This window comes from Eubacterium sp. AB3007 (assembly GCF_000688015.1).
In the GTDB taxonomy this organism is placed as follows: Bacteria; Bacillota; Clostridia; order Peptostreptococcales; family Anaerovoracaceae; genus Aminicella.
In genome coordinates this window covers 1,635,842-1,657,285 of record NZ_JIAD01000001.1, presented here as the reverse complement: position 1 = coordinate 1,657,285, position 21,444 = coordinate 1,635,842, and the positions used below count along the sequence as shown (strand labels likewise).

General features: G+C 55.8%; 23 protein-coding genes. 18 read left to right on the top strand and 5 right to left on the bottom strand.

Annotation, left to right across the window (positions count from 1 at the left end):
- The first annotated feature begins 316 nt into the window (after positions 1 to 316).
- The 13 genes from mnmG to P156_RS0107785 all read left to right on the top strand — a co-directional run bounded on the left by mnmG (position 317) and on the right by P156_RS0107785 (position 14,057).
- A complete protein-coding gene (gene mnmG / locus P156_RS0107845; protein ID WP_027869648.1) occupies positions 317 to 2,197 on the top strand; it encodes a tRNA uridine-5-carboxymethylaminomethyl(34) synthesis enzyme MnmG in 1,881 nt (626 codons plus the stop codon).
- Complete coding sequence (gene rsmG, locus P156_RS0107840; RefSeq protein WP_027869647.1) at positions 2,194 to 2,901, top strand: 16S rRNA (guanine(527)-N(7))-methyltransferase RsmG; 708 nt, start codon at positions 2,194 to 2,196, stop codon at positions 2,899 to 2,901. The genes mnmG and rsmG overlap by 4 nt, the downstream gene beginning before the upstream one ends.
- Positions 2,902 to 3,028: 127 nt before the next feature.
- A complete protein-coding gene (locus P156_RS0107835; protein WP_027869646.1) occupies positions 3,029 to 3,811 on the top strand; it encodes a ParA family protein in 783 nt (260 codons plus the stop codon).
- Positions 3,801 to 4,712 carry a ParB/RepB/Spo0J family partition protein gene (locus P156_RS0107830; RefSeq protein WP_027869645.1) on the top strand — a complete coding sequence of 304 codons (912 nt, stop codon included), beginning with the start codon at positions 3,801 to 3,803 and terminating at the stop codon, positions 4,710 to 4,712. The genes P156_RS0107835 and P156_RS0107830 overlap by 11 nt, the downstream gene beginning before the upstream one ends.
- A 20-nt stretch (positions 4,713 to 4,732) precedes the next feature.
- The gene (locus P156_RS12080; protein WP_034802394.1) at positions 4,733 to 6,499 is read left to right on the top strand and encodes a DHH family phosphoesterase; all 1,767 of its coding nucleotides are present in this window, start codon (positions 4,733 to 4,735) and stop codon (positions 6,497 to 6,499) included.
- Positions 6,500 to 6,503: 4 nt separating this feature from the next.
- The gene (gene rplI, locus P156_RS0107820; RefSeq protein WP_027869644.1) at positions 6,504 to 6,947 is read left to right on the top strand and encodes a 50S ribosomal protein L9; all 444 of its coding nucleotides are present in this window, start codon (positions 6,504 to 6,506) and stop codon (positions 6,945 to 6,947) included.
- Positions 6,947 to 8,260 (top strand): replicative DNA helicase, encoded by a 1,314-nt coding sequence (gene dnaB / locus P156_RS0107815; RefSeq protein WP_027869643.1) that lies wholly within the window; start codon positions 6,947 to 6,949, stop codon positions 8,258 to 8,260. The genes rplI and dnaB overlap by 1 nt, the downstream gene beginning before the upstream one ends.
- Positions 8,261 to 8,320: 60 nt before the next feature.
- On the top strand, positions 8,321 to 9,583 hold the full coding sequence (locus tag P156_RS0107810; RefSeq protein WP_027869642.1) for a DnaD domain protein: 1,263 nt from the start codon (positions 8,321 to 8,323) through the stop codon (positions 9,581 to 9,583).
- A complete protein-coding gene (locus P156_RS12075; protein ID WP_185752169.1) occupies positions 9,559 to 9,942 on the top strand; it encodes a septum formation initiator family protein in 384 nt (127 codons plus the stop codon). Before P156_RS0107810 ends, P156_RS12075 begins: the two co-directional genes overlap by 25 nt.
- Positions 9,943 to 9,976: 34 nt before the next feature.
- Entirely contained in the window at positions 9,977 to 10,540 is a 564-nt protein-coding gene (gene rnmV / locus P156_RS0107800; protein ID WP_027869641.1) for a ribonuclease M5, read from the top strand.
- On the top strand, positions 10,497 to 11,363 hold the full coding sequence (rsmA, locus tag P156_RS0107795; RefSeq protein ID WP_027869640.1) for a 16S rRNA (adenine(1518)-N(6)/adenine(1519)-N(6))-dimethyltransferase RsmA: 867 nt from the start codon (positions 10,497 to 10,499) through the stop codon (positions 11,361 to 11,363). The genes rnmV and rsmA overlap by 44 nt, the downstream gene beginning before the upstream one ends.
- A gap of 4 nt (positions 11,364 to 11,367) precedes the next feature.
- Entirely contained in the window at positions 11,368 to 13,374 is a 2,007-nt protein-coding gene (locus P156_RS12070; RefSeq protein WP_034803157.1) for an LTA synthase family protein, read from the top strand.
- A gap of 149 nt (positions 13,375 to 13,523) precedes the next feature.
- Entirely contained in the window at positions 13,524 to 14,057 is a 534-nt protein-coding gene (locus P156_RS0107785) for a GNAT family N-acetyltransferase (protein WP_027869639.1), read from the top strand.
- A gap of 50 nt (positions 14,058 to 14,107) precedes the next feature.
- Here P156_RS0107785 and P156_RS0107780 read toward each other — a convergent pair whose 3' ends face one another.
- The 3 genes from P156_RS0107780 to aroB all read right to left on the bottom strand — a co-directional run bounded on the left by P156_RS0107780 (position 14,108) and on the right by aroB (position 16,456).
- Positions 14,108 to 14,890: a 2-C-methyl-D-erythritol 4-phosphate cytidylyltransferase gene (locus P156_RS0107780; protein WP_027869638.1), complete on the bottom strand. Its 783-nt coding sequence runs from the start codon at positions 14,888 to 14,890 to the stop codon at positions 14,108 to 14,110.
- Between the two features lie 96 nt (positions 14,891 to 14,986).
- Positions 14,987 to 15,370: a RidA family protein gene (locus tag P156_RS0107775; RefSeq protein WP_027869637.1), complete on the bottom strand. Its 384-nt coding sequence runs from the start codon at positions 15,368 to 15,370 to the stop codon at positions 14,987 to 14,989.
- Positions 15,371 to 15,412: 42 nt separating this feature from the next.
- Positions 15,413 to 16,456 (bottom strand): 3-dehydroquinate synthase, encoded by a 1,044-nt coding sequence (aroB, locus tag P156_RS0107770; RefSeq protein ID WP_027869636.1) that lies wholly within the window; start codon positions 16,454 to 16,456, stop codon positions 15,413 to 15,415.
- Between the two features lie 124 nt (positions 16,457 to 16,580).
- Between aroB and P156_RS12065 the strand changes: the two genes are divergently transcribed.
- Positions 16,581 to 17,291, top strand: a complete 711-nt coding sequence (locus P156_RS12065; RefSeq protein ID WP_051600837.1) for a vancomycin high temperature exclusion protein — start codon at positions 16,581 to 16,583, stop codon at positions 17,289 to 17,291.
- Positions 17,292 to 17,307: 16 nt separating this feature from the next.
- Here the strand turns inward: P156_RS12065 and P156_RS12060 are convergent, their stop codons facing one another.
- A complete protein-coding gene (locus P156_RS12060; RefSeq protein WP_051600834.1) occupies positions 17,308 to 18,063 on the bottom strand; it encodes a 1-acyl-sn-glycerol-3-phosphate acyltransferase in 756 nt (251 codons plus the stop codon).
- 135 nt (positions 18,064 to 18,198) lie between these two features.
- Here P156_RS12060 and P156_RS12880 point away from each other — a divergent pair, with 135 nt between their 5' ends.
- Genes P156_RS12880 through P156_RS0107740 form a run of 4 tightly spaced genes read left to right on the top strand, consistent with a single transcriptional unit; the run spans position 18,199 to position 20,630 of the window.
- Positions 18,199 to 18,888, top strand: a complete 690-nt coding sequence (locus tag P156_RS12880; protein WP_051600832.1) for a phosphatase PAP2 family protein — start codon at positions 18,199 to 18,201, stop codon at positions 18,886 to 18,888.
- Positions 18,881 to 19,048, top strand: a complete 168-nt coding sequence (locus P156_RS13145) for a rubredoxin (protein ID WP_081818509.1) — start codon at positions 18,881 to 18,883, stop codon at positions 19,046 to 19,048. The genes P156_RS12880 and P156_RS13145 overlap by 8 nt, the downstream gene beginning before the upstream one ends.
- A 2-nt stretch (positions 19,049 to 19,050) precedes the next feature.
- Entirely contained in the window at positions 19,051 to 19,638 is a 588-nt protein-coding gene (locus tag P156_RS0107745) for a flavin reductase (protein ID WP_369770478.1), read from the top strand.
- Between the two features lie 44 nt (positions 19,639 to 19,682).
- Positions 19,683 to 20,630 carry a sugar phosphate nucleotidyltransferase gene (locus P156_RS0107740; protein ID WP_027869634.1) on the top strand — a complete coding sequence of 316 codons (948 nt, stop codon included), beginning with the start codon at positions 19,683 to 19,685 and terminating at the stop codon, positions 20,628 to 20,630.
- Positions 20,631 to 20,687: 57 nt separating this feature from the next.
- Here the strand turns inward: P156_RS0107740 and P156_RS12875 are convergent, their stop codons facing one another.
- Positions 20,688 to 21,269: a GNAT family N-acetyltransferase gene (locus tag P156_RS12875; RefSeq protein WP_051600830.1), complete on the bottom strand. Its 582-nt coding sequence runs from the start codon at positions 21,267 to 21,269 to the stop codon at positions 20,688 to 20,690.
- Between the last annotated feature and the right edge of the window lie 175 nt (positions 21,270 to 21,444).

The following is a 21,444-nucleotide window of genomic DNA, read 5'->3' as shown; positions in this document are numbered from 1 at the left end:
GATATTGCTTCCCCCTGTAATAATATATCCCCCTTTGAAATATGCGGTGCTACCAACTTTCGCTGTTGTTTTTGTATTACTACATAGTGTGAAATATCCATTTCAACAGGTTGCAGAAGAAGCACAGTATACGGCGAGTGAGTAATTATAACAAGCGCCAGATGCCCTCGCCTCCGAAGCCGGCGGGCCCACTCTCAGGTTTCGGCAGGGACCACGGCGGGCCCACTCTCAGGTTTCGGTGGGCCCACAAACCTTTTTCCCGAAATTGCAATTTCCATGTATTTGCGGTACAATAGTACGAATAAGGAGAAAGACTATGGAGCAAGTACTTATGGGCGAATACGATGTTATCGTGGTGGGGGCCGGGCACGCGGGATGCGAGGCCGCGCTGGCCGCTGCCAGGATGGGCATGGAGACGGTGATGTTCTCCATCAACCTGGCCGCCATCGCCATGATGCCCTGCAACCCCTCCATCGGGGGCACGGGCAAGGGACACCTGGTGCGGGAGATCGACGCGCTGGGGGGTGAGATGGGGGTCAACATCGACAAGACCTTCATCCAGAGCAGGATGCTGAATACGGCCAAGGGGCCGGCGGTGCATTCTCTTCGTGCCCAGGCGGACAAAGCAAGGTATCACACAGAAATGAAGAAGACCATCGAGCGCACCCCCCACCTGCATATGCGGCAGGACGAGGTGGTGGAGATCCTGGCGGAGCACGGCCATGTCACCGGCGTGCTCACCAGAAGTCACGCCCTCTATCGATGCAAGGCCGTAGTGCTGGCTACCGGAACTTTTCTGAAGGGGAAGATCTTCATCGGGGACAGCAGTTACTCCTCGGGTCCGGACGGGTTGGCCTCGGCGGAGCATCTGTCCGCCAGCCTGGAGAAACTGGGGCTGAAGCTGCGCCGGTTCAAGACGGGAACGCCGGCACGGGCCCTGGCTCCCACCTTCGATTACGACAAGATGACCCGCCAGGAGGGTGATGCTCCCGTGGTGCCCTTCTCCTTCATGAACGATTCTCTGGAGCGGGAGCAGGTAGCATGCTGGCTCACCTACACCAACGAGGAGACCCACGACGTGATCCGGCGGAACTTTCATCGGTCGGCTTTGTTCGGCGGAGAGATCGAGGGCATCGGCCCCAGGTACTGTCCCAGCATTGAGGACAAAGTCCATCGATTCGCCGACAAGAAGCGGCATCAGCTGTTTGTCGAACCAGAGGGGCTCGATACTGACGAGATGTACATCCAGGGAATGAGCTCCAGTCTGCCGCTGGATGTGCAGCGGGATTTCTATCACACCATACCCGGCCTGGAGCATATCGAGATCGTGCGCCCGGCCTATGCCATCGAATACGACTGCATCGACCCGTTGGATCTCTATCCGAGTCTGGAGACCAAGTGTTGCAGAGGCCTTTTTTGTGGCGGACAGCTGAACGGAAGTTCCGGGTACGAGGAGGCGGCTGCCCAGGGATTGATGGCCGGGATCAATGCGGCATTGGAAATAAATGGCAAAGATTTCCTTATTCTGGACAGAAGCGAGGCTTATATTGGCGTTCTGATCGACGATCTCGTGACCAAAGGTACTAATGAACCTTACAGAATTATGACGAGCAGAGCGGAATATAGGCTGGTTCTGAGGCAAGACAATGCAGACGAGCGTTTGACAGAGAAGGGATATGCCGTAGGATTGGTCTCGGATGCAAGATATCAGAGATTTCTGAAAAAGAAGCAGGCGGTAGAGAAGGAAGTCCAACGGCTGGAAAAAACCTTGGTGGGGCCGGCGGATGCAGATGCCTTTTTGATCGCCCACGACAGCAGTCCTCTGCAGAAGCGAGTATCGCTATGTGAATTGATGAAGCGGCCGGAGCTATCCTATGCAGAACTGGCGGAGATCGATCCCGCGCGTCCGGCATTGACTCTGCACGAGAGGAACTGCGTGGAAGTACGGATCAAGTACGAGGGATACATACGCAAGCAGATGGCGCAGGTGGAAAGATTCAAGAAGCTGGAGTCCAAGCGACTATCCTCTGATCTGCCTTACGAGGAGATCGAGGGACTGCGGCTCGAGGCAGCACAGAAGCTGGCAACGATCCGTCCCGCTTCCGTGGGGCAGGCCTCCAGGATCAGCGGAGTATCACCGGCTGATATCAGCGTGCTGCTGATCTGGCTGGAGAAGATGGGAAGGAGCAGAGGATGAGCGATCTATTACAGCGCGGGCTAGAGGAACTGAACATTCCCGTGACAGAAGAGCAGCTTGCCCAGTTTCAGAAATACATGGAACTGGTGCTTGCTAACAACGAGAAAGTTAACCTGACCGCCATCAAAGATCCGGAAGAGTTTCACGTGAAACATTTTCTGGATTCTGTGGCTATATATAATAAGGAAGCATACCAGAAGGCGAAGAAAATCATCGATGTGGGAACGGGAGGAGGATTTCCGGGAGTTCCCCTGGCGATATTGTCGCCGGAAAAGAGCTTTGTTCTGATGGATTCTCTCAGGAAGCGGATGGATCTTGTCAGAGAAATGTGTGCGGAGTGCGGGATTCAAAACGTAGAGGTCATCCATGCGAGAGCGGAGGATCTGGGGCGAGAGCGAACCCACAGAGAGCAATATGACCTTTGTGTGTCCAGAGCCGTTGCTGACCTTGCCGTATTGACAGAATACTGTCTGCCGTTTGTGAAGGTTGGAGGTTTCTTTGTTTCCTACAAATCAGGCGATGTGGTGGAGGAATGCAACAACGCCAAGAAGGCGATTCGAATTCTTGGCGGGGATTTGGCCGATGTATGTGCGCTGGAGCTATACGAACAACGGCGCACGCTTCTGACCATTTCCAAAGTGGTTCCGACACCGAAGAAATACCCGAGGCAGCCAGGAAAGCCGGCGAAGACCCCCATTAGATAGATCAAGGAGAAAGAAAATAGTCTGAAATTGTTTCACGTGAAACATTTTTCGCCAAAACAGTAGTAAAATCCTGCAATGTAGGATATAATAGGGAAAAGAATGAAAATAGGGAAGCAGGAGGTTTCAATTGGGAAAGGCAATCGCTATATTTAACCAGAAAGGTGGCGTAGGAAAGACCACGACCAATATCAATCTTGCAGCGTGTCTGGCGCAGATGGGGAAGAAGGTCCTGATGCTGGATATCGACCCGCAGGGGAATACCACCAGTGGGATCGGAATCTCCAAGAAAGCGTTGAAGTATACGGTGTATGAGCTTCTGGTGCACGAAAATTTCGACCCCAGGAGAGTGGTGTTGCATACCGCTGTCCCCAACCTGGATCTGATTCCTGCTAACGTGAGCCTGGCAGGCGCGGAAATCGAGCTGGTACAACTGGAGGGAAGAGAGAAGCGTCTGAAGAAGGCGATCGACCGTATCCGGCAGTACTATGACTATATTCTGATCGACTGCCCTCCTTCGCTGGGAATCCTGACCATCAACTCGCTGACTGCGGTGGAAAGTGTGCTGATCCCGATCCAGTGTGAGTTCTATGCACTGGAAGGTGTGAGCCAGCTCATGAGCACGATCGACCTTGTACGGAAGAACATGAATCCGAACCTGGATGTGGAAGGCGTCGTGTTGAGCATGTTCGATGGCAGAACCAACCTGTCGATCCAGGTAGTCCAGGAGGTGAAGAAATACTTTGGGGCCAAGGTGTATTCCACGGTCATCCCAAGGAATATCCGATTGGCAGAGGCGCCCAGTTACGGGCTGCCGGTGGTAGAGTATGACTCCAGATCAAAGGGAGCACAGGCATACAGGGAGTTTGCAGAAGAGTTTCTGGAGAGAGAGGAAGAGCTGAATGGCAGGTAAAAACAAAAAGGCAAGAGGCCTGGGCCGTGGGCTGGACGCGCTGTTTGCAGATCAGGCACCGGTAGCGCCGGAACCTGAGGCGGCAGAAGATCCGCGAGGGGCATCGGACGGGCGGACTGTTTTATATTTGGATATCAACGAGATCAAGCCGAATGTCAATCAGCCACGTAAGAACTTCGATCCGGAGAGAATCGCAGAACTGGCAGACTCCATCAGGGAGCACGGGATCATCCAGCCTCTTGTGGTGCGCCCGAAGGGGGCCGGGTATGAGATCGTAGCTGGGGAACGACGTTACAGAGCGGCGAGAGAAGCAGGGCTGCCGCAGGTTCCCTGTCTGGTGAGAGAGTATTCCGATGAGGACAACATGCTCATCGCGATCATAGAAAACATGCAGAGAGAGGATCTGAATCCGATCGAAGAAGCTCAGGGGCTGAATGAGATGATCCGAGCCTATGGCATGACGCAGGAAGAAGTTTCCAGAAGCGTCAGTAAGAGCCGACCGTATATCACCAATTCCCTGCGACTGCTGAAGCTGCCGCAGGAAATGCAGACAATGCTGGCAGAGGGGAAGATGAGCACGGGACACGCCCGTGCACTGTTGTCTATAAAAGAGAAATCCCGTCGTGAACAGGTGTGTCGCAAGATCACGGAGGAAGGGATCTCTGTACGGGAAGCAGAAAAGCTGGCGAAGGCGCCTGAGAAGCAGAGCAGAAATACACAGAAGGCTCTGAAACCCAAGGATGCAGATGTCCAGAGGGTGGAGGAAGAACTGAAAGAGATCTATGGCACCAGGGTGTCTATCCATCAGAAGGGAAAGAAAGGGAGTATCGAGATCGAGTACTACGATCAGGGTGACTTGAACAGACTGATCGATATATTACGAACTGCCCAGGGGCAGTGACGATAGCGAGAGGTAATTTCATGGCTGAGACAGTATTTGAAAAAGACATGGCGGGATCTGTTCCGTTGCCGATGTGCGTGGTGGACGAGAGTGGAAAGATCGTCAGCTGCAACGCACATATGAACGAGGTGTTCCTGTACGATGGTCTGGTGGGGAGCGATTTCTTCCAGCTTACGGGAGTGAAGATCGCCGGGCTGACCGAGACGGCAGAAAGTTCGGATTACAAGACCATTGAGCGCAATGGGAAGAGTTTTCGGCTGTTCGCCAGCATGAACATGTCGGAACAGAACAACAACATATTCGTGTTTTTCGATGATGTGACAAGCTATGAGGATGTACGGAAGAACTACGAGGAAGGAAGGCTTTGTTGCTGCATCGTCAGAATCGACAACTACGATGAACTGATGGCCAGTACACTGCCGGACATGAGGATGGACATCTCGTCCCAGCTTGACAAAACGATCCGGAAGTGGGCTTCGGAGATCCGTGGATCCATCATCAAGCACAAGGAAGACGAGTATGTCATATATTTCCAATACTCTTATCTGAAGAAGATGCGGGAGGACAAGTTCCCCATTCTGGATGAGGCCAGGAGCATAGAATCCGAAGCGGATTTTCCTGTCAGCCTGTCCATCGGGATAGGTGTGCTGGGAGAGGACTTCCAGGAGACGGAAGATTACGCAGTCTCGGCCATCGACATGGCGCTGGGAAGAGGCGGCGATCAGGCGGTCGTCAAGGAAGGAGAGCAGACCGACTACTATGGGGGGATGCTCCAGACGGTAGAGAAGACCAACAAAGGACGTTCTCGCGTGATCGCGCATCGGCTGAACCAGCTGATCGATGACGCAGATCGTGTAATGATCATGGGCCATCGGAACCCGGACATGGACTGTTTTGGATCGGCCATGGGTATGTTCCGCCTCTGCAAGATGCAGGGAAGGGATGCCACCATCGTGCTGTCAGAGGTCAATGACTCACTGCAGCTGATCTATGATCAGGCAGAGGAGAGCGAGAAATACAACTTTGCGAATGGGGAGAAGGCCCAGGAAATGGCCGATGGGAACACCCTGCTCATCGTGGTAGATACCCACCGGAGAAGCTTTGTGGACTGCCCGGAGCTGTTGGAGAAGGTGGGGCATATCGCTGTGATCGACCACCACAGGCGGTCGGCGGACATCATCCAGAATACTTCGTTGCAGTATATCGAATCCTACGCCTCTTCCGCTTCGGAACTGGTAGCAGAGATCCTGCAGTATGCCGGGAAGAAACGGGCACTGGAGAAACTGGAGGCAGAAGCACTTCTGGGAGGAATCACCATCGACACCAATCGATTTGCGGTAAAGACCGGGGTGCGGACGTTCGAGGCGGCAGCCTGGCTTCGCCGTTCGGGTGCGGACACCACAGAAGTCAAACGTTTTTTCCAGGTGGATATGGAGGCGTTCAAGGTGCGGGCACACTGCATCTCCTCGGCCACCATCCACGAGGACGGGGTAGCCACCTCTATCTGCCGGGGAAATAACCGGGACGCCCAGATCATCCACTCGCAGGTAGCCGATGAGCTGCTGAACATGAAGGGCGTGCGGGCCAGTTTTGTGACTGGCAGAAATGAACAGGGCGAAACGGTGATCAGCGCCAGATCTCTGGGAGAGGTCAACGTGCAGGTGATCATGGAGAAAATGGGCGGCGGCGGACATTTGACCACGGCGGGAGCCCAGGTGGATCTCACGCCGAAAGAGGCGTTGGAGGAGATCCGTAATATATTGGAAGAATTAGCAGAAAAGAGGTAGACATATGATCGTAATATTGAAAAGGGACGTGAAGGGAACCGGCAAGGCCGGTGAGGTTGTGAAGGTCAGTGACGGCTATGCCCGGAACATGCTGATCCCCAAGGGGTATGCGATCGAGGCCACCAAGGGAAACATCAACACGCTGGAGAAGGTGAAGGCGAAGCAGGCTGAGGAAGAAGCGGCGGCGAAGGCCGCGGCGGAAGAACTGGCCGAGAAGATCGAGAAGATCGATGTGACCATCCTCACCAAGGCGGGCACAGGTGGTCGGCTGTTCGGCTCCATCACCACCAAGGAGATCAGCGCTGAGCTGGAGCGCCAGCACGGCATCAAGATCGACAAGAAGAAAATGTCTCTGGAAAGCCCCATCAAGGCGCTGGGGGTATTCAATGTTCCCATCAAGCTCTACAGCGGTGTGAACGCTGAGCTTACGGTTAAGGTGGTAGACTGATGGCTGAGAAGATCCCTCCAAACAATCTGGAAGCGGAGCGTTCTGTGATCGGTGCCGGCCTGCTGAGCAAGGAGGCGTTGGCCGATGCCATCGAACTGGTGAAGCCGGAGGATTTCTACGACGGTGCCAACCGGGAGATCTTTGCCACCATGACGGATATGTACAAGGACAACAAGTCTGTGGATATCGTCACCGTCTGCGACGAGATGAAGCGCCGGAAGGTGCTCCAGCTTGCGGGGGGACGGAGCTACGTGGCATCACTGTCCAGCGAGGTGCCTTCTGCGGTGAATGTGGGAGAATACGCCAGGATCGTTGCAGAGAAATCGGCACTGCGCACCATGATCCTCACAGCGGAGACGATCCGGGAGCGTGGGTTCGATGCGGATCAGGATCCCAAGGACATCCTGAACTATGCGGAGCAGGAGATCTTCCGCATTGCTCAGTCCAGACAAAGCCGGGATTACACCCCCATCGGGGAGGTCATGCTCCGGGATATCGAGTTGATCAACGAGGCGGTGCAGAACCAGGGAAAGATCCGCGGGGTGACCACGGGATTCAGAGCCCTGGACGAGGTCACCGGCGGACTGCAGAAGTCTACACTGGTCATCGTGGCGGCCAGACCGGCCATGGGAAAGACGGCGTTTGCACTGAACATCGCGCAGAACGCGGCCCTGAAGGGAAAGAAGGCCGTGCTCCTGTTCAGTCTGGAGATGTCCAAGGAGGAACTGGGCAACCGGCTCCTAGCCATGGAAGCCAGAGTGGACTCTGAGAACCTAAAGAAGGGGACGCTTGACCGCAACGACTGGGATCGCCTGATGCTGGCCATGGACGCCATGTCCCAGGCCACCATCAACATCGATGACACACCCAACCTGACGATCTTTGAGATCAAGAACAAGTGCCGCCGGATGAAGGCGGAGTCCGGATTGGATCTGGTGCTCATCGACTACCTGCAACTGATGAATGCAGACAGCCGCATCGAGAGCCGGCAGCAGCAGATCAGTGCGCTGACCAGGAACCTGAAGCTGATGGCCAGAGAACTGGATTGCCCGGTGATCGTGCTGTCCCAGCTTTCCCGTGGGCCGGAGCAGCGGGACGACAAGCGCCCCAAGCTGTCGGACCTGAGAGAATCCGGCTCCATCGAGCAGGACGCGGATATCGTCATGTTCCTGTACAGAGACGACTACTATAACGAAGAGACAGAGAAGCCCGGTGTCTGCGAGGTCAACCTGGCCAAGCACAGAAGTGGCCAGACCAAGAAGATCGAGTTGACCTGGGTGGCCAGATACACCAAGTTCAGCGATATGGCGTAGGGATAGGGCGCGGCACACCGCGGCATGCGCCGAAGGCTTTGTGCCTGCGCTTGGAGGACCATGAAATACATCAGAGAAAAGAGCAGAGATGTCTACCTGCAGGGAACGCAGGTAGAGAATATCTTCATTAACGAGTATCTGCCGGCGGCGCCGGGAGACTATGTCAAGGTGTACATCTACGCGAGCATGTACGCCGGTTTTGATATGGAGATGAACGACCAGATGATCGCCCGGCAGCTGGGGCTCTCAGAGAAGCAGGTGGGAGATGCCTGGACGTACTGGGAGAAAATGGGAGCGATCCGGAAGATCTATTTTGATGCCAGCGGCGAGCTTGATTTCACGGTGGAGTTCCTGGATCTGCGGCAGCAGATGTACGGGAAGAACGATGAACCCCTGCCGGCCCCCAAGCGGGGGGAGGAGAAGGTGTTCGGCAACGAACAGCTGAAGGAGACCTTTGGACAGATCGAGAAGATCATGGAACGGAGCATGAGTTCCACCGAGGTCCGGAAGGTGATCAGCTGGATCGTGGATGAGCACATCTCCGGAGACCTGGTGCTCTACTGTTTCCGGTACTGTGCGGAGAAGGGGAAGACCAACATGCGCTACATCGAGACGGTGCTCCACAACTGGGTAGCAGAGGGGCATACCTCTGTGGAGGAGATCAGCCTCCACCTGCAAGAGACAGATCAGCGGCACTACCAGCGGAAGCGGATCATGCAGGCGCTGGGGTTCAACCGGGGCATCACCGAGACCGAGCGCGAGATGATCGACCGGTGGTTCGACGAGTACGGGTTCTCCATGGAGCGGATCCTGGATGCCTGCAGCAAGACCTCCGGCATCTCCAGCCCCAACTTCAACTATGTGAACAAAGTTCTGCTGGGCTGGCGGAAGGAATCCGAGTCCCGTGGCACCGATGTGAACCGGCAGGTGAATGTGACCAATGCCCAGCTGAAGCAGTACTACGAGTATCTGCGCCTGAAAGGAGATGAGGAGGCTTCCCAGCGCCGCAGCGAGGTATACGCATCCATTCCCCGCATACGGGAGATCGATGAGCGTTACCGCGAGCTGGGCGCCATGATGTCCAAGGCGTTGATCAGCGGCCGGGCCGAAGAAGGGCAGGAAATACGGGAGCAGATGGAGTCCCTCTCCATGGAGAGAGCGGTGCTCCTCACCGATAACGAATACGAGATGGACTACACCGACCACAGGTATCTGTGCGAGAAATGCCACGATACCGGGGTCACCGATCTGGGAGAACGGTGTACCTGCGTGCCCCTCCGCCTGGAGGAGGCAGAGGTGTGGTTGAAACAACAAGGGGAGTAAACGGGATGGACGAACGGGAAGAGAGAAGAAGACGGAGACGAAGAAGGCGGTGGCTGAACCCCACCAGGATCCTTCTGATCACCGTGGTCGCCGCACTGGTGATCGTGTTTGGCGTCTCAGCCAAGACGATCATAGACCTGTGGTCAGAGAAGGGCGACCTGGAGAAGGAGAACAAGGCCCTGAAGAAGGAAAAAGCCCAGCTGGAACTGGAGCTGCAGAAGGTCAACGACCTGAACTATATCGAGGAGCAGGCCCGCAAGCAGCTGAACATGGTGAAGCCGGGAGAGGTCCTCTACATCAAGGACAAGAGTAAGCAGGACGAGGAAGCCACCGACAAGAGCGCAGATGACAACAGATAGCGGAGGGAAGGACACGATCCGCAGAGGATAGAGCATGGAGAAGATTCAAGAGATCATCGTGGTGGAAGGGCGTGATGACACGGCCGCCATTCGGCGGGCGGTGGATGCCCAGACCATAGAGACCCACGGCTTTGGTATGAGCGAGGAGATGTGGCGCCAGATCGACAAGGCCGTCCACACCCGGGGGATCATCGTGCTGACAGACCCGGACTACCCCGGCGAGTACATCCGGCGACAGATCCGGACACGCTACCCCGGATGCAAGGAAGCGTTCCTCCCCAAGTCGGAGGCGCTCCGTGACGGCGATGTGGGCGTGGAGAATGCGAGCCCCGAGGCGATCCGGCAGGCACTTGCGGGTGCCCGTGCACAAAGCCCTGCGTCCAGAGACGATGAAGAGGCGTTCACCACAGAGGACCTGGCGGCGGAGGGGCTGATCGGACCGGGAAGCCGGGTCCGAAGAGAGCAGCTGGGAGAGGCTCTGGGCATCGGGTACGGAAACGGGAAGACCTTCCTGGCAAAACTGAACGGGTTTGGGATTACAAGAAAGGAATACTATGAAGCTATACGATCCTGCAGTGATCAGAGCGATCAAGAGTAAATATGGATTTCGGTTCTCCAAGAGCCTGGGGCAGAATTTCCTGACCAGCAAGGAGGTCATCGATGGGATCGTGGAAGGCGCGGACATCGGACCTTCGGATCTGATCATTGAGATCGGTCCCGGCATCGGTGTGTTGACAGTCGCCGCAGCCGAGAAGGCCGGAAAGGTGATCGCCGTGGAGATCGACAGCAATCTGATGGTGGTCTTGGCGGACACGCTGAGAGGCTATGACAATATTCAGATCATCAACGAGAACGTGATGAAACTGGATCTGGCGGCGCTTATTCAGGAGGAGATGGAAGACGCGCCTTACCGGGCGGTGAAGGTCATCGGAAATCTTCCCTACTATATTACGACCTCCATAATCATGATGCTGTTGGAGAGCCGGATCCCCTGCGAGAGCATCACCATCATGATGCAGAAGGAAGTGGCGGACAGGATCAAGGCCTCCCCGGGAGGAAGGACCTATGGGGCTTTGTCCGTGGCGGTGCAGTACTACTGTACCGTGGAGACGGTGGAGGAGGTGCCGAAGGAGAATTTCATGCCGATGCCCAAGGTGGATTCCACCGTGCTGCGGCTGGATCTTCGAGAAGAACCCGCTGTACGCCCTATAGACGAAGACATGTTCTTCCGCTGTGTGCGTGCGGGATTCTCCATGCGCCGAAAAACCCTGCTGAATTCCCTGACAGCGACGGGGCACAGTAAGGACGCGATCCGAACCGCATTGGAGACCGCCGGCATCGACGCCAGAAGGCGGGCGGAGACTTTGTCGCTGGAGGAGTTTGCAGCGCTGGCGGATGCGTTCTCCGGGCTGCAGGAGTAAGTGTATGGACAAACTTAGAAAAGCAAGACAATACTATAACGAACATCTGAACAACTCCATGGTGCATGAGCTTGTGCTGGCGTTTCTGCTCGAACTGATCCTGGAAACGCTGGGAAGACAGCAGCTGCCGGGGCTCGGTGGTTTGCTGTGGATGGTCCAGCACCCGCTGGTGTTTTTCTATAACGTACTTATCATATTTGCGACCCTCTGCATTGGCTCGCTGTTCAAGCGGCGGATGTTCGTCACCGGGCTGATCACCTTCGTGTGGATGCTGATCGGTGTGGCCAACGGGGTGATCCTGACCCAGCGCATGACTCCGTTTACCATGAAGGATCTTTCGGCCATGACCGAGGGGGCGACCATCCTTACCAACTACATGGCTATGTGGCAGATCATCATGATCGGCGTGGTGATCCTGCTGGTGGTGATCGGGTTCGTGATCCTGTTCATCAAGGGCCCGAAGCATAAGGAAGCGATCAAGTTCAAGCGCAATCTGGTGGTCTGCCTTCTGATCATCGCCTGCGCCTTTGGAAGTACTTATGGATTGATCCGTGTGAACGTGCTGTCTACCTTCTTCGGAAACCTGGCGTATGCATACCGGGATTACGGTGTGCCGTACTGCTTTATCAATACCTGGCTCAACCAGGGCATCAGCAAGCCGGCCGGATACTCTCAGGAGGAGGTCTCGGCCATCGTGAAAAAGAGTGGGATCAGCAAGAGCGGAGTGGTGAAGAGGTCAGAGAAGGATATTGCGGTCTCTGAGGATAAGCCTAACATCATCTTCCTGCAGCTGGAGTCCTTTGTGGATCCGACAAAGTTCAAAGATATCAAACTATCGCAGCCTGCGACACCGAACTTCCGCCAGCTGGCCCGTCACTATTCCACGGGCAACCTGACGGTACCGGCCTGCGGCGCGGGAACGGCCAACACGGAATTCGAGGTGATGACCGGGATCTCGGTGAAGTTCTTCGGCCCTGGTGAGTACCCCTTCAAGTCGGTCCTGACGGATCGGACGGCGGAGAGCGTGGCCAGTGATCTGACGGATATCGGCTATTCCGCCCATGCGATTCACAACCACAGGGCTCTGTTCTACAACCGGAACGAGGTGTTTGACAACATCGGCTACAACTCCTTCACCTCGGTGGAGTACATGAGCGGTGTGGAGTACACCCCAAAGAACTGGGCAAAGGACAAGATCCTCACCTCCCAGATCCTGGAGACGATGAAGTCCTCCAAGACCCGGGATTATATCTATACGATCTCCGTGCAGGGGCACGGGAAATACCCGACGGAGCCCATGTTGGTGAACCCGAAGATCCAGGTCACCTCCGCGGCGAACGAGGAGACGAAAAACAAGTATGAGTATTACGTCAACCAGGTGTTTGAGATGGATCAGTTCGTCAAAGAACTGACGGATACTCTGAAGACTTACGAGGAACCGGTCATCCTTGTGATGTACGGCGATCACATCCCGGCGCTGGATATCACGGAGGAGTCCTATGACGCAAAGGATCTCTACCAGACACAGTATGTGATCTGGAGCAACTACGGCCTGAAAAAGAAGGACAAAGACCTGACTACCTATCAGTTGGCGGCCAACGTGCTGGGCCGGGCGGGGATCCACAGCGGATCCATCGTTCGCTATCACCAGAAGGTGAAGGCTTCGGCGACGGACTATCTGAAGGACCTGAAGGTGCTGGGCTACGATATGTTCTACGGGGAGGATTACATGTACGGCGGGATCAATCCTTTCCAGAAGGCCGGCATGCGCATGGGCGTGAAGGATATCAAGATCTACCGGGTGGTCAATGTGGGTGGCAAGTATTACATCCAGGGGCAGAATTTCACTGAGCAGAGCAAGGTCACCCTTGGCGACAAAGTCCTGCACACGGTCTATCTGAGTCCGGACCTGCTTGGCCTGGAGGAAGAGGTGGACGAGGAAGACGCTTCTCGCATGAAGGTCAGCCAGATCGACAAGAGCAACGATACGATCATCAGCACGACAGAGTAAAGGCTACGGACGCCTGCGGGGCGAGCCTGTGGTTTGGGACGAATCGCTTGTAGACCGCGCGAAACGCCCGCCCCTTGGGACGACCTGTAGACCGCGCGAAACGCCCGCCCCTTGGGACGAATCGCCTAATTGCGATAGGAGAAGAGAAGATGAGAGACCTGGAAACCGAACGACTGACGCTTCGCATGTATACGCTGGAGGATGCCCAGGGGCTGTATGACTATGCCAGCAATCCAAACGTGGGTCCCCATGCGGGATGGAAGCCCCACGAATCGGTGGAGGAGAGCGCCGGGATCATAGCGACGTTGTTCGCTCCGGCGGAGTCCTGGGCGATTCGCCTGAAGGGGGAGGATCGCATCATCGGGACCATCGGACTGGAACCGGACCGTCATCGGGATGAGAATTCCCGTGAGATCGGCTACTCCCTGGCAGAGGACCAGTGGGGCAAAGGGCTCATGACGGAGGCCTGCCAGGAAGTGCTGCGGTTCGCCTTCGAAGAGCTCGGGCTGGCGTTGGTGGGCATCTGTACAGCGCCGGAAAACCATAGATCACAGAGTGTGATCAGCAAGTGCGGCTTTGTGTATGAAGGGACTATACGCCGCTCCTATGAGACCTACACCGGGGAGTGCCGCGATTCCATGTGCTTCTCCCTGTTGCGGGAGGAGTGGGAAGCGCGGAAATAGAAGAAGAATACGAACTGCGGAGAGCCACTGCGGTTCGTTTTTTTTCTGATTCACAAAGCCATCCATGTTTCGGCGACCGCCAGATCCCCGGCGTAGGTGATCTTCAGATTGGAGGGATGTCCCGGGACGATGGTGACTGGCTCTCCCTTCAGCACAAAGACTTTGGACGCATCGGTGAGGACCGCCCGCTCCGTTTCGGTGAGCGTTTCCCAGATCTCAAGGAAGCGCTGTGCCCGAAAACTCTGAGGTGTCTGGGCCAGATAGTACTGGCTGCGGTCCGGAATGTGGTCGATCAGGAGCGGCGTACCAGAGGAGGCAGAGGCCGCAGAGGTCGCGCTTGCATCGCCCACGCTGCCAGTCGTGTGGAGCAGGGTGTCCGTCGCGGGCACTGCGGTGGTGCAGGTGCCCCCTGCCAGGACGCAGTCGATGTTGGCGTCGATGATCTGATCCGTGACCAAAGGGCGGACCGCATCGTGGGTCAGCAGGCAGGTGCCCTCGTCCAATAACCCTTGGGCCTTCAGAAAACGGATCCCGTTCAGCAGAGTATCCGTACGGGTCGGTCCGCCAGCTACCAGATGGAGCGGGCAGAGGGAGGAATCGGTGTTCCGTGGGCACGAGTTATCTGGTGTTGCCGCTTCCAACAGTTCTCGGGTATAGGGGATCCATTCCCGGGGCGTGAGCACCAGCACCGCATCCACACGGGGGTTGCGACGAAATGCCTCCACCGACCAGAGAAGGATGGGCTTGCCGCAGATTTCCAGGAATTGCTTGGGTTTTTCGGTGTTGCCCATGCGAGTACCTTGCCCGCCAGCCATAATAAATGCATATACCATAGTTTTTCCTCATATATGCCGGAATCCTTAGGGGAATAATCGCTAATATTAGCGACAAATGCCCTAAGGATTCCGGGATAGGTTCTGTTGACAATTCTATTTCAGGAGAGCGATGGCTTCGATCTCCACCAGAGCGCCCTTGGGCAGCGCTGCCACCTGAAAGGCAGAGCGGGATGGAAAGATACCCTTGGGGAAGTACTCCCCGTAGACTTGGTTCATGGCGGTGAAGTCATCGATGTTGGACAGGAAACAGGTCGTCTTCACTACATTTCCCAGATTGGTGCCGGCTTCCTCTAGCACTGCCGCCAGGTTCAGAAAGACGCGATGCGTCTGCTCCTGGATGCCGCCCTCGACCAGTTCTCCAGTGGCCGGATCCAGTGGGATCTGCCCGGAAGTGAACACCAGGTTGTCTACGACGTTTGCCTGTGCATAGGGGCCGATTGCCGCAGGGGCGTTGTCTGTTGCTACGATTCTTCTCATAATCACACCTCGATTTCTATTCCAAAGAAAATGACTTCTTGACTATTCCAATCCACACTCGATGAAGTGCCCCAGTTCCGAAAGGGGGATCTTCTGTAACCGGCACTTGCCGATGACCTCCGGGACCACCATGGCGATGTTGTCCCCACTGATCTTCTTGTCGTTCAGGGCGTACTTCAGGAGTTCTTCCCGCGAATATGGGATGCGAAGGTCAAAACCGTTCGTCTGCAGAGTCTCTGTCAGGAATGGGCTGGCATCAAAGTCCGTCAAACCCATGCGGAAAGCAGCTCTTGATTCCACCACCATGCCTCGGGCGACCGCATGTCCATGAGGAATCTTGTAGGCGCTGAGCTTCTCCAGGCTGTGACCGATGGTGTGGCCGAAGTTCAGGAGTTGCCGCATACCGGTGTCCCGTTCGTCCGCCTCCACGATGGATTTCTTGATGGATACGCAGCGGCCGATCACATGCTCGTAGTCCCGGGCCAGAACGTGGTCGATCAGGTTCGCTTCCATGATCATCCCGCTCTTGATGGCTTCTGCGGCACCATTAAGACGCTCCGCGTCTTCCAGCGTGTCAAAGGTCCGGTAGTCACAGATCACCATGGAGGGTTGCCAAAAGGCCCCCGCCAGGTTCTTCCCGGTCAGCAGGTTGATGCCGGTCTTGCCTCCTACCGAGGAATCCACAGCCGCCAGATAGGTGGTGGGCACTTGAATATAGCGGATTCCCCGCAGATATGTGGCGGCGGCAAACCCCGACAGATCCCCCACCACGCCGCCGCCAAGGGCGACGATCAGGTCTGAACGAGACAGGTTCTCCTCAGAAAGCGCCTCCAGGACATTCTTATATGTGGTAATGTTCTTGGAGTGCTCTCCTTCCGGAAAGACGATCTTGGAAACCTGAAACCCGTTTTCCATCAGAGAGGTCATTACCACCTGTGCGTAGATGCCGTTTACGCGACTGTCCGTGATCAGGGAGACTTTGCATGGCGCGAGCTGTTCCCCGAGCAGAGCGCCGACCTGCGGAAGCAGGTTCTCCCCCACCAGGATATCGTATGGACGGCTTGTTGTTACAGAAAATCTTTTCATGCACAATCCTCGCTTTTCTGTTTTTCGCAGTCTATTTATGTTAGTGTATCATATTTTCATTGCCATTGCAAAATGTTATAATGAAGGCGGACACAGGGCTTTGTGCCCGGGGAAGGATTGAAAGATGAAGAAACTATTGGGATATGGGATATTTCTGCTGATCGCTCTGGTGGTGGCAGCTGGGCTGTATGCGGTGTGTGTTAATAATTATGTACAGAAGAAGACCGTGGACAGAATTGCTGTGAAGATAGGGGCGAAGGGGCTGCAGCCAGATGCGGCAGAGGAGAAGGCGCTCCGGAAGATAGACGCCCAGTGTATCCTGGTGCTGGGATGCGGAGTGCGGGACGATGGAAGCCCGACGCCTATGCTTCGGGATCGGCTGGAGGCGGCGCTGCAGCTCTACCAGAAGGGGTATGCGCCGAAGATCCTGGTAAGTGGGGACAATGGACAGGTGGGATACAACGAGATACACACCATGTACCACTACCTGCTGGATGCCGGGGTGCCGGAGGAGGACATCTTCTGCGACCACGCGGGGTTTTCCACCTACGAGTCCATGTACCGGGCGGATCTGATCTTTCAGGTGAAGAGGATGATCGTGGTCACGCAGCGCTATCACATGTACCGTGCCCTCTATGATGCGAAGGCCATGGGCATCGTTGCGATCGGTGCCAGTGCCGACCAGGACACCTACGTCGGCCAGGTGAATCGGGAGATCCGGGAGGTGCTGGCCAGGAACAAAGATTTCCTCTACTGTATCACAAAGCCGGAGCCTACATTTGGAGGGGAGGCGATCCCCATCACGGGGTCGGCGCTGCCAAGTCACGACGAATAGACGAAAACCGCGGAGATCAAAAGTCCCCGCGGTTTTTTTCTTCGGTCAGTTCGACAAGTTTCTGGCGGATCGTGGCCTCCACCTGGCCTTCCAACTCGCGGAGGGCGTGGCGGTCCAGATCAGCAGTATCCACAGGCGGGTGGAAACAGACCACGCTGCTGCTGGGGCCGATGGTGCCCCTGGTCTCGAACATGTCATAGGTGCCATGGATGGTCACCGGGACGATGGTGGCCTTGGCTTTGGTGGCGAGTTTGAAACTGCCTGCCTTGAAAGGCTTCATCTCACCGCCCCGGGAGCGGGTGCCCTCTGGGAAGATGACCATGTTGAAGCCCTGTTTCACCAGGTCAGAGGCTTCGGCAATAGATTTCAGGGCAGCCTTGGCGTTGCCTCGCTGGATGAACACGCCACGGATGGTCTTGATCCACATGCCGAACAGAGGGATCTTGGACAACTGATCCTTGGCAACAAAACTGATCTGGCGTCCTTCCGTTGCCAGAAGCATGGCGATGATGTCACCGTAGCCCTGGTGGTTAGAGATGAAGACCAGACCGTCATGATCGGGAATGTTTTCCTTGCCACGGACCTGAACCTTCATGCCGTACATGCGGGAGATGGTCTGTGCCCAGACCTGGGTGGACTCGGCGATGCGCTGTTTCTCCAGCTCGATGTCCCCCGCGTTGTAGGCTTCACGGATGCCGGGAACGTATTTCTTGAAACGGTAGAGGGAGTAGAAGAGACGTCCCATACCGGGGATATTTCGGATGATGATCATTGATAGCCTCCTGTTTTGGTGATACCGCTATTCTACCACAGATCCGCGGAAATATCCACAGGTTCACGCACTGCGAACGATTGGTGGTAGCGTGGAACGGGGTTTCATTGTATAATGGGGGCAGGAGGAAAGTGAATGTCTACAAAGAGCTACGACCAGATCGAACAGAAGAAGAAAGGTTCCGGCAAGGCGCGCCTTGTCATCACAGGCGCAGCCTTGCTTGTTTTCGTGTTGGTGGCATATATGGTGCAGACAGGCCGGACAGCAAGTTTTGATCACGCCGTGGATTACGCGGTGTACAGTCTGCGGGGACCGGTGACCAACGCCTTTTTCAGTCGATTCACCCACATCGGGGATGGTGTCTGCATCGTCGGTTTTCTTGCCGTACTGTTGATCCTTCCGAGGACCAGGTGGCCCGTGGGGATCCCTGCTGCGGTGACGGGAGCCATTGGGTTTGGGCTCTATAAGATCCTGAAGACCAGTTTTGCCAGACCTCGCCCCGATAGCAGTCTGCACCTGATCCAGCAGGGCGGATACTCCTTTCCCAGCGGCCATTCCATGAACGTTATGATCTGCCTGGGGGTGGTGATCTTCCTGTTCTGGCGCTGGATGCAGCGCAGCGAGGGTGTGTCTCGGCGTACCGTAACCATCATGATGGTCGTACTGGCCGCTTTGATCCTGGGGATCGGTTTTAGTCGGATCTTTGTGGGTGTTCACTTCGTGACCGACGTGTTGGGCGGATGGAGCATGGGCTTTGCCTATCTTCTGTCAGCCACTGTCATCATCGATAGAGTACTCGAAAAGAAGGAGGTATTAAATGGATAAGTATATCTGCGGCGCATGCAAGTGGGAGTACGATCCGGAGAAGGGACTGCCGGAGCAGGGGATCGAGCCGGGAACAGCGTTCGAAGATCTGCCAGCAGATTTCAAGTGCCCGCTCTGTGGCATGGGCAAGGCAGTGTTTGAACCCAGGAAGGAGGATTGAATATGAGTGCAATTCATAAGCTGACATATGGTCTGTTCGTTCTCACCGCCAAGGAGGGAGAGAAGGACAACGGCTGCATCATCAACACGGCGATCCAGGCAGCCAATGGTCCGCTGATCTCCATCTGCGTCAATAAGGCCAACCTGACGCATGACATGATCAAAGCTACCGGCCAGTTCAACATTTCTGTGCTGACACAGGAGGCTCCTTTTGAGATCTTCCAGCACTATGGTATGCAGGCCGGGCGCGAGGTAGAGAAGATCGTAGGAGAACCGCCTCGCATGGCGAACGGCATCGCCTATGTAGAGGGATGCACCAATGCAGTGATCTCTGTCAAGGTCACCCAGGAAGTCGACCTGGGCTCACACACCGAGTTCGTGGGAGAAGTGGTAGAGGAGAAGGTGCTGTCAGATGTGCCGTCCTGCACCTACCAGTATTATTTCGACAACATCAAGCCGGCACCGGGACCCAAGAAGACAGGCTGGGTCTGCACCATCTGTGGATACGTCTACGAGGGAGATCCCCTTCCGGAGGATTTTGTCTGCCCGGTATGTAAGCACGGGGCAGAGGATTTTGTGAGACTGCAATAGATATTGAGGGCGGCGTCACGCGCGTCCGAACTGAGGAGGAACCAATGAACAAACCCATATTACTCATCATGGCCGCCGGCATGGGATCCCGTTACGGTGGACTGAAACAGATCGACCGTATCAGCGACCAAGGCGAGATCCTGCTGGACTTCAGCCTGTACGATGCTCTGATGGCCGGATTCGAGAAGGTGATCTTTGTGATCAAGGAAGAGAATGAGCCGGCGTTCCGGGAACTTTTGGATCAGCGGGCAGGCCAGCGCATGGAGATCTGCTATGCCTACCAGAAACTGGACGATCTGCCGGATGGCTACGCCGTCCCGGAGGGGCGAGTCAAGCCCTGGGGCACTGCCCACGCCGTCATGGCGGCCAGAGATCTCATCGACGGACCTTTCGTGGTGATCAACGCGGATGACTACTATGGCCCCGGCGCCTTCATGGAGATCTACGACTTTCTGGAGAAGACCGCGGACGACGACAAGTACCGCTGTGCCATGGTGGGCTATCAGCTGCGCAAGACCCTCACCGAGAACGGATACGTTTCCCGGGGCGTTTGTGAGATGGACGAAGCCGGCAATCTGGTCCGCGTCACCGAGCGCACCAGGATCCAGCGCAGCAGCGGAGCGGAAGGCTACCCGGAAGGCACTATCGTCTACACCGATGACGATGGCGCCACCTGGAAGGAACTCCCGGAGGAGGCCACCGTGTCCATGAACTTCTGGGGCTTCTCCAAGGGTGTGCTGCAGGAGATGATCGATGGGTTCCCGGCTTTCCTGGACAAAGCTTTGTCCGAGAATCCACAGAAGGGAGAGTATTTCCTCCCCTCCATTATCCAATCGTTAATAGACGATGGGAAAGCAACGGTGCGTGTTCTCAGGTCATCTGATCAGTGGTATGGGGTGACTTATAAGGAGGACAAGCCCGGCGTGGTGGCAGCCCTTCAGTCCATGAAGGACAAGGGGCAGTACCCTGACGAGCTCTGGCGCAGCCTCTAAGAAAACAGAAAAGTACAGAAATGCAACGCGAGCGGTTGCCCGGCGGAAGCAGATGATCTACTTCGCCAGCAACCGCTCGTATTCGTCTCGCATCATGGACATCAGGTGGACGTCGTGAAGAACGCCGTCCTTGCGGCAGTTGCCCCGCAGCACGCCTTCCTCCTGGAAGCCCACGCTCTTGTATAAATGCTCCGCCGGATTGCCAGAGTAGAAATCCAGGTAGAAGCGCTGGAGCGCCAGTTCCTGAAACCCATAGTGGATCATGGCGGTGAGCGCCTGCCGGCCGTACCCCTTTCCCCGCAGGGATGTGTCTGCGATGTAGATACGCCAGAGCTCCGCCTTCCAGCCGGGGATGATGTCCGCCAGCACGATCCGCCCGATGGGGATCGGCGCGCCTTCGTCCGTTTCCGCTCCTTCTTTGGACAGGTCACCGCCCGCCTGGGGCTTCAGCAGGATCGTGAACTGCTGCGCCGCCGGGTCGTCCTTGTCCTGAAAAAACTTGTGATATAGATCTTCTCTGGTCTGGTCCGCCGGGATGCTGAAGAATTCCGTCACCGACGGCATTCGCTCCCACTCATCGAACACATCCAGATCCTGAAACTCCGTCTCCCGAATGATCAGATCTTTCGTTTCCATCATGTTGTTCCCTCCGTTTCCATGGACATTGTAGCACTTGGCGGAAATAGGTGTCAACGGTGGTCAAGCTGAAAGGATATTTGTATAATAAAAAATATTTATTGAAACTATAGAATTTATTAGTTTTACAAAACATCCTCTCCATGGTATTCTGTTACTGCAGAAACGCGAGGTCGCG